This window comes from Massilia sp. (assembly GCF_046293535.1).
GTDB lineage: Bacteria > Pseudomonadota > Gammaproteobacteria > Burkholderiales > Burkholderiaceae_D > Telluria.
Window position 1 is genome coordinate 51,948 of record NZ_JBKBOV010000034.1, and the last position, 6,775, is coordinate 58,722.

Genomic DNA, 6,775 nt, shown 5'->3' on the forward strand with positions numbered 1-6,775 from the left:
CCAACCACCAGGAGGATTTCATGAAGCGCACCATCGCATTCTCGCTGCTCGCCGCCGGCCTGCTGCTTAGCGGCAGCGCCCTCGCCGAAGCCGTCGTCGGCCAGCCGGCGCCGGCCTTCAAGGGCGTCGACACCGCCGGCAAGCCGGTTTCGCTCGACCAGTACAAGGGCAAGTACGTGGTGCTGGAATGGGTCAACCCGGAATGCCCCTTCGTCAAGAAGCACTACGACAGCGGCAACATGCCCAGCGTGCAGAAATATGCCGCCGACAAGGGCGTGGTCTGGCTGTCGGTGAGCACCAGCGCCGACGGCGACCGCGCCGGCAAGTCCGCCGCCATCAGCGACTGGGTCAAGGCCAAGAAGGCCATGCCCGCGGCCACCATCATGGACCTGGGCGGCGCCATCGGCAAGGCCTACGGCGCGCGCACCACGCCGCACATGTACCTGGTCGACCCGAGCGGCAAGCTGGTGTATGCCGGCGCGATCGACAGCAAGCCGAGCGCCAATCCGGCCGACATCAAGAGCTCCACCAACTACATGGTGCAGGCGATCGACGAATCCCTGGCCGGCAAGCCGCTGAGCCAGGCGGTCACCAAGCCCTACGGCTGCTCGGTGAAATACGGCTGATGCACGGCTGCTTCATGCGCTTCGAATAATGTGCCGCAGCCAGCCCGCCACGCGTGGCGGCGCTGCTATGATGATTCCCATAATCACATCGACAAGGGAATCCCCATGAGACGCACCACGCTTCCACGCCGCAGCCTGCTGGCCGCGGCGGCCTTCGCCGCCTTCCTGCCGCTGTCCGGCGCGCTGGCGGCCCCCTTCGAATCGAGCCGCATCACGGTGCGCACCGAGGGCGCCGGCCCGGACGTCGTCCTGATCCCGGGCTTGAATTCCTCGCCGCGCGCCTGGGCGTCGACCGTGGCGGCGCTGCCCGGCTACCGCTACCACCTGGTGCAGGTCGCGGGCTTCGCCGGCCAGCCGGCGGGCGGCAACACTGAAGGCAAGGTGGCGGCGCCGGTGGCCGAGGAGATCGCCCGCTACATCAAGGAGGCGGGCCTGAAGCAGCCGGCCGTGATCGGCCATTCGCTGGGCGGCACCATGGGCATGATGCTGGCGGCGCGCCATCCGGATGCGCTGTCGCGCCTGATGGTGGTCGACATGTATCCTTACCTCGGCAGCTTCTTTGCCGGTCCGGGGGCGGCGCCCGAGCAGGTCGAGGCGGTGGCGAACGCGATGATGGCCGGCATCCGCAGCGCCAGCCCCGAGCAGCGCGCCAGGAATACCAGCGATACCATCGCCGGCATGGTCAACACCGAAGCCATGCGCGCCGGGGCCGTGTCGGATTCCGCCGCCAGCGACCTCGACGTCAGCAGCCGCGCCTACCGCGAGCTGATCGTGACCAACCTGATTCCGGAACTGGGCAACATCACCAAGCCGGTGACCGTCCTGTACGTGCAGCCCAGGAGCGTGCCGATCCCGGCGGAGCAGTTCGACTTCGCCTATCGGAGCGCGTATGCGCCGGTGCGGAAACTGACCCTGAAGCGCATTCCGGACAGCGCCCACTTCATCATGTGGGACCAGCCGCAGCGCTTCCGGGACGAGGTGAAGGCCTTCCTGGCCGCGCCTTGAATCAGATGTAGGGCCAGGCCAGGATGCGCTTCAGGTGCAGGACCAGACGCGCGGGGATGTAGCCGAACCCGAATGCCAGGATGGGCAGGCTCCATGCATCGCCCAGCATTGCCAGCCAGGCGCCGCCGACCGTGCCCGCCGCCGCCAGTACCATGAGCCAGAGCTCGATGCTGAGGAAAAAACCGGATGCTTCGCGCCAGACGCGCCGCATCAGCGCGATGGCCTCCTTGAGAGTCTTGATGTCATGGCCCATGATCGTGTTCGCAGGTTAGCAATGATAAAAATGAAAAAACGCTGCCGGAAATGCAAATCGCCGGCATGCGCCGGCGATGTATGTTGCAGTGCATTATAAGCGATAGCGGGAGTTGCCGGGCAGCATCATCCTCCGCCCGACTGGCCCGCGCCGGCTTGCGCCGTTTCAAGGCTGCATGCGCACCAGCGCAAGCTCCTTCATCGTCCCCTTCGCCGGCTCCTTGAACTCCTGCAGCAGGCTTGCGGTTTCCGCCCTGGCGCGCTCCATGCTGGCCGCCTTCACGTGGCCATAGCCGCGGATCGACTCGGCCACCCGGGCCAGCTTGAGCGCGGCCGCGCGGTTTTCCAGGGTGAGCTCCGTGGCCAGCATGTCGACCAGGGCCAGGTAGTCGCTGCGCAGCCGGCGCTCGGCGCGGCGCTCGTGGGTGTAGCCGAAGACGTCGAGGGCGGTGCCGCGCAAGACCTTCAGCGGCGCCAGCATCCGGAAGGCCGAGCGCATCCACGGACCGAAGCGCATCTTGGCCGGCACCTCGCTGCCGGGCTTCTTGCGCGCCAGCAGCGGCGGCGCCAGGTGGTACTCGACCCGGAAGTCGCCCTCGAACTGCTCCTTCAAGCCTTCGAGGAAGCCGGTCTGCGTGTGCAGGCGCGCCACTTCGTACTCGTCCTTGTAGGCCATCACCTTGAACAGCGAACGGGCGACCGCCTTGGCCAGCGCGCGCTTCGACGACGGGCCCTCGATCTCGACTTCGCGCGCTTCCACTTTCGCCACGGCGGCGCGGTACTGCTGGGCGTAGGCGGCGTCCTGGTACCGCGTCAGCCAGTCGGCACGGAAGGACACCACCTCCTCGAGCGAGCTCGGGGGCGTGAACTGCACCACCTTGGCCGGCTGGGCCAGGCGTGCGGCGGCCTTGTCGTCGGCGGCCACCAGGCGGCCCAGCATGAAGGCCTTCTTGTTCATCTCGACGGCCACGCCGTTCAGTTCGATGGCGCGCATGAGCGCCTCCAGGCTCACCGGCACCAGTCCCAGCTGCCAGGCCGCGCCCATCATCAGGATGTTGGCGCCGATCGGGTCGCCCAGCACGCTGCTGGCGACCTGCTGGGCGTTCAGGCGCAGCACGGGACCGCCGGAATCCTGGATCTTGGCGAGCAGCTCGTCCTTGCGGATGTCGGCATCCGGATCGCGCGTGAATTCGGCCGTCGGGGTCTCGTTCTCGTTGGCGACCACGCGGGTATGGCCGCGCCGCATCACCGCCAGGGCGTCGGGCATCGCGGCCACCACCAGGTCGCAGGCCAGCAGGGCGTCGGCCTGCTGCAGGTCGATGCGCACCTGGTGCAGCAGTTGCGGCGAAGGCGCCAGCCGCACGTGCGACATCACCGCCCCGCCCTTTTGGGCGAAGCCCATGAAGTCCAGGGTCGAGGCGCCCTTGCCCTCGAGGTGGGCCGCCATCGTGATCAGGGCGCCGACCGTGACGACGCCGGTGCCGCCCACGCCCGCCACCAGCATCTCGAAGGGCTTGTCGAACGCGTAGCCGGGCGGCAGCGGATAGGCCGCCAGCATGCTTTCGAGCTGGCGCAGTTCGAGCGCGGCGGCGGCCGGCTTCTTGAGCTGGCCGCCGATGACGGACACGAAGCTCGGGCAGAAACCCTCGGCGCAGGAATAATCCTTGTTGCAGGAAGCCTGGTCGATTTTCCGCTTGCGCCCCAGCGGGGTCTCGAGCGGCAGGATCGACAGGCAGTTCGACTGCACGCCGCAGTCGCCGCAGCCCTCGCACACCGCCGGGTTGATCACCATGCGGCGCGGCGGATCCGGGAAAACGATGTTGTCCGGCTTGTTCTTCTTGCGGCGGCGGCGCTTTTCGGCGGCGCAGGTCTGGTCGTAGACCAGCACCGTGACCCCGGGCGTATCGCGCAGGCGGCGCTGGATGGCGTCGAGTTCGCCGCGGTGGTGCACTGCCACCCCGGCCGGCAGGCTCACGCCCTGGTAGTTCTCCGGCTGGTCGGTGACCACCACCGCTTGCACCGCGCCTTCGCTGAGCACCTGCTGCAGGATCTGCGGGACGCTCAGCTTGCCGTCCACCGGCTGGCCGCCGGTCATGGCCACCGCGTCGTTGTACAGGATCTTGTAGGTGATGTTGGCGCGCGCCGCCACCGCCTGGCGGATCGCCAGCGAGCCCGAATGGTAATAGGTGCCGTCGCCCAGGTTCTGGAACACGTGCTTTTCGCGCGAGAAGCGCGAGGCCGCGACCCAGGGCACGCCCTCGCCGCCCATCTGGGTCAGCGTGAAGGTATCGCGCTTCATCCAGCTGGCCATGAAGTGGCAGCCGATGCCGGCCAGGGCGCGGCTGCCTTCCGGCACCCGGGTCGAGGTATTGTGCGGGCAGCCGGAGCAGAAGTAAGGCGTGCGCTTGATCGCGTCGGCCCCGTTGGACAGCACCTCGGCGCGGCAGAACTGCGGCAGGGATTCCTCGAGGCGCAGCGCGGGCAGCTTCGGCCCCAGCCAGCGCACCAGCGCCGGCGCGATGCGCGAGGGACGCAGCTCGCCCAGGTGCGACAGCAGCGGCTGGCCCGCGACATCAAGCTTGCCGAGCACCTGCGGGCGCTGCTCGGGCGCCAGGTTGTACAGCAGGCTTTTCAGCTGGCCTTCGATGACGTCGCCCTTCTCTTCGACCACCAGCACTTCCTGCAGGCCGTGGGCAAAATCATGCAGGCGGCTGCGCTCCAGCGGGAAAGTCAGGCCCGGCTTGTACAGGCGCACGCCGAGCTCGTCGAGCCGGTCGAGGCCCAGGCCCAGGCGTGCCAGGGCTTCCAGCAGGTCGAGGTAGGCCTTGCCGGCCGCGATGATGCCCAGCTTCGCGTTCGGGGCGGCCACCACCAGCTTGTCGATCGAGTTCACGGCCGCAAACGCGTGGACGGCTTGCAGCTTGTCGGCCACGCGTTGTTCGATCGCCAGGCTGGGCAGGTCGGGCCAGCGGTAATGCAGGCCGTCCGCAGGCGGCACGTAGTTGTCGGGCGTCTTGAAGCTGGGAGGCGCCGGCAGTTCGACGACCGCGCCGCCTTCGACGGTTTCCGAGATCGCCTTGAAGCCGACCCAGGCGCCCGAAAAACGCGACAGCGCCCAGCCGTACAGGCCGAACTCCAGGTATTCCTCGATGTTCGCCGGGTTCAGGACCGGCATGCCCCAGGCCATGAAGGCGTGCTCGCTCTGGTGCGGCATCGACGAGGACACGCAGCCGTGGTCGTCCCCGGCCACCACCAGCACCCCGCCCAGCTTCGAGGAGCCGTAGGCGTTGCCGTGCTTGAGCGCGTCGCCGGCCCGGTCCACGCCCGGCCCCTTGCCGTACCACATGGCGAACACGCCATCCACGGTGCGGTTCGGGTCGCCCCCGACCTGCTGCGAGCCCAGCACGGCGGTCGCGCCGAGTTCCTCGTTGATGGCGGGGAGGAACTCGATGGCGTTCTGCTGCAGGATCTTCGAGGCGCGCCAGGCTTCCTGGTCGACCGCGCCCAAGGGCGAGCCGCGGTAGCCGGAAATGAAACCACCGGTGTTCAGGCCGGCGCGTTCGTCGAGGGCCTTCTGCATGAGCGGCAGCCGGATCAGGGCCTGGGTGCCGGTCAGGAAGACGCGGCCCTGCTCGCGTTTCAGGTTGTCGTCCAGCCGGTAGCCAGGGTCAAGCAAGGCCGATTCCTTGTCCTGCGCTGCGCTGCCGACTTCCTCGTGCATCGATCCCATCTGTTCGTCTCCATGTCGCCAGCCCCTGCGGGGCCTGTTCTTGGTGACGATGATAGTCAAAGCACAGGAAATAACTTTTCTAACTTACCGGCTTTTGCTGCAGAATAGGCAAAATATTTCTTGTTTATGCCTCCAATGGAAAAATCAAACCTTGACGCTGCGTCAATGCGCATCCTGCGCGAACTGCAGCAGGACGCCCGCCTGTCCGTCAACGAACTGGCCGAACGGGTCGGCATGTCGGCCTCGCCCTGCTGGCGGCGCCAGAAGGAACTCGAAGAGAACGGCTACATCCGCCGCTACGCCGCCCTGCTCGAGCGCCGCAAGCTCGACCTCGGGCTGGTGTGCATGCTGCACGTATCCCTCACGCGCCACGAAGCCGGCGTGGTCGAAGCCTTCGAGGCGCAGATGCGGGCCTGCCGCGAAGTCATGGAGTGCTATGAAATGACGGGCACCTCCGACTACATCGTCAAGGTGCTGGTCGCCGACATGGACGCCTACCACGACCTGCTGCACAACGTGCTGCTCAAGCTGCCGGGGGTGTCGCAGCTGAACACCAGCGTGGCGCTGCGCGAAGTGAAGTACGAGACGGCCCTGCCGCTGTAGATCACGCGCGCGAAGGCGCGGGGCCTGGGCACGGATGGCGGCGGCCGGTCTTCATGGCTGCCCCGCCGGATAGCGCTGGGACCAGTTCGCATAGCGCTCGATGGCCCTGGCCGGGCCGGTCACGAACCAGGCGTAGCCATTGCGGCGTTCGACCGACAGCGCGTTCACGTCGTCGCGGATGCTGCGGTCGCGGTCGCCGAACACCGGCTTGAGGCTGTACGCATCGTAGTAGCGCGCCCAGATCTCCCCGGCGCCGGGCGCGGGCACGAGGCGGCGTCCGGCCTCGGGCGTCGTGGCCTGCCAGGCGAGGTCGCGCAGGGCCGCGGCGCGCAGCCAGGCCACGCCGGCGTGCACCGCCTGCCGCACCTCCGGCGAGGGGTCGGGCAGGCCCATCAGGAGCAGGAGCACGTTGGCGCTCTCGCCGCTGGCCAGCGCGGCCGGCTCGAAGTTGCGCGCGCCGGCCAGGGCCAGGCTCAGGGCGTCGTGTTGCTGGCCCCAGCCGCTGCGCTGCGCGCCGGCGCCCTGCTGCGCCGCGACCAACAGCGCGACGCCGCGCGCG

General features: G+C 68.2%; 6 protein-coding genes. 3 read left to right on the forward strand and 3 right to left on the reverse strand.

Translation table 11 applies throughout. The features are described from left to right. Nucleotides 1–20 precede the first annotated feature (20 nt). Complete coding sequence (locus ACK4S9_RS17060) at nucleotides 21–626, forward strand: redoxin domain-containing protein (protein WP_409727969.1); 606 nt, start codon at nucleotides 21–23, stop codon at nucleotides 624–626. A 105-nt stretch (nucleotides 627–731) separates the two neighbouring features. Then, nucleotides 732–1,631, forward strand: a complete 900-nt coding sequence (locus ACK4S9_RS17065; RefSeq protein ID WP_409727972.1) for an alpha/beta fold hydrolase — start codon at nucleotides 732–734, stop codon at nucleotides 1,629–1,631. Nucleotide 1,632: 1 nt separating this feature from the next. Here the strand turns inward: ACK4S9_RS17065 and ACK4S9_RS17070 are convergent, their stop codons facing one another. Next, nucleotides 1,633–1,884, reverse strand: a complete 252-nt coding sequence (locus tag ACK4S9_RS17070) for a hypothetical protein (protein ID WP_409727974.1) — start codon at nucleotides 1,882–1,884, stop codon at nucleotides 1,633–1,635. Nucleotides 1,885–2,049: 165 nt separating this feature from the next. Then, nucleotides 2,050–5,604 carry an indolepyruvate ferredoxin oxidoreductase family protein gene (locus ACK4S9_RS17075; RefSeq protein WP_409727983.1) on the reverse strand — a complete coding sequence of 1,185 codons (3,555 nt, stop codon included), beginning with the start codon at nucleotides 5,602–5,604 and terminating at the stop codon, nucleotides 2,050–2,052. A 144-nt stretch (nucleotides 5,605–5,748) separates the two neighbouring features. On the opposite strand from ACK4S9_RS17075, the gene ACK4S9_RS17080 reads away from it, so the two are divergent. Continuing rightward, nucleotides 5,749–6,216 (forward strand): Lrp/AsnC family transcriptional regulator, encoded by a 468-nt coding sequence (locus ACK4S9_RS17080; RefSeq protein ID WP_409727977.1) that lies wholly within the window; start codon nucleotides 5,749–5,751, stop codon nucleotides 6,214–6,216. 51 nt (nucleotides 6,217–6,267) lie between these two features. Here ACK4S9_RS17080 and ACK4S9_RS17085 read toward each other — a convergent pair. After that, nucleotides 6,268–6,775: pectate lyase (locus ACK4S9_RS17085; RefSeq protein WP_409727980.1), on the reverse strand; the 508-nt coding region annotated here is incomplete at its 5' end.